This is a genomic window from Paralimibaculum aggregatum, from assembly GCF_030270585.1.
Taxonomy (GTDB): domain Bacteria; phylum Pseudomonadota; class Alphaproteobacteria; order Rhodobacterales; family Rhodobacteraceae; genus Thermohalobaculum; species Thermohalobaculum aggregatum.
This window is the reverse complement of the sequence record NZ_BSYI01000142.1, coordinates 1-508: the sequence shown is the minus strand read 5'-3', so window position 1 is coordinate 508 and position 508 is coordinate 1. Positions and strand designations below refer to the sequence as shown.

Below are 508 nucleotides of genomic sequence, written 5' to 3'. Positions count from 1 at the left end.
AAACCGCCCAACGAGCGAGGTTGATAGAGGCGTCCACGTGGTCAGCCGGGAGAACACGGGCTCCGAGGTCTGGGCCGACAGCGCGTATCGATCACAGCAGAACGAGGCCTGGCTGGCCATGCGCCTGTTGGTCAGCCGTATCCACAGGAAGAAGCCCGCCGGCAAGCCGATGCCCAGGCACATGGCGCGGGCCAACGCGAAGAAGTCCGCGATCCGCGCCGCCGTCGAGCATGTCTTCGCGCATCAGAAGACCCGCTTCGGGCTTTTCATCCGGACCATCGGCCTGGCTCGAGCCGAGGCGAAACTGACGCTCGCCAACATCGCCTACAACATGGGCCGCCCCGTCTTCCACTAGCGCAGACGCGCAATGGGATGAGTCCGTCCGAAATTAGCGAGCCTGGCCACGAACTGCCGTGATCCGACCAGAGCCGCGCCAATCAACTCGTCGCCCCGCGCAGCGCCGGCCTCAAATCAGGGTTCTTGCGGGTGTCCAGCTTCTTGCCGTCCT

1 protein-coding gene is annotated in these 508 nt (G+C 64.8%); it reads left to right on the top strand.

The features are described from left to right. A partial coding sequence (locus QSJ97_RS24680; protein WP_285675157.1) for a transposase occupies nucleotides 1-355 on the top strand: 355 nt, incomplete at its 5' end. Between the last annotated feature and the right edge of the window lie 153 nt (nucleotides 356-508).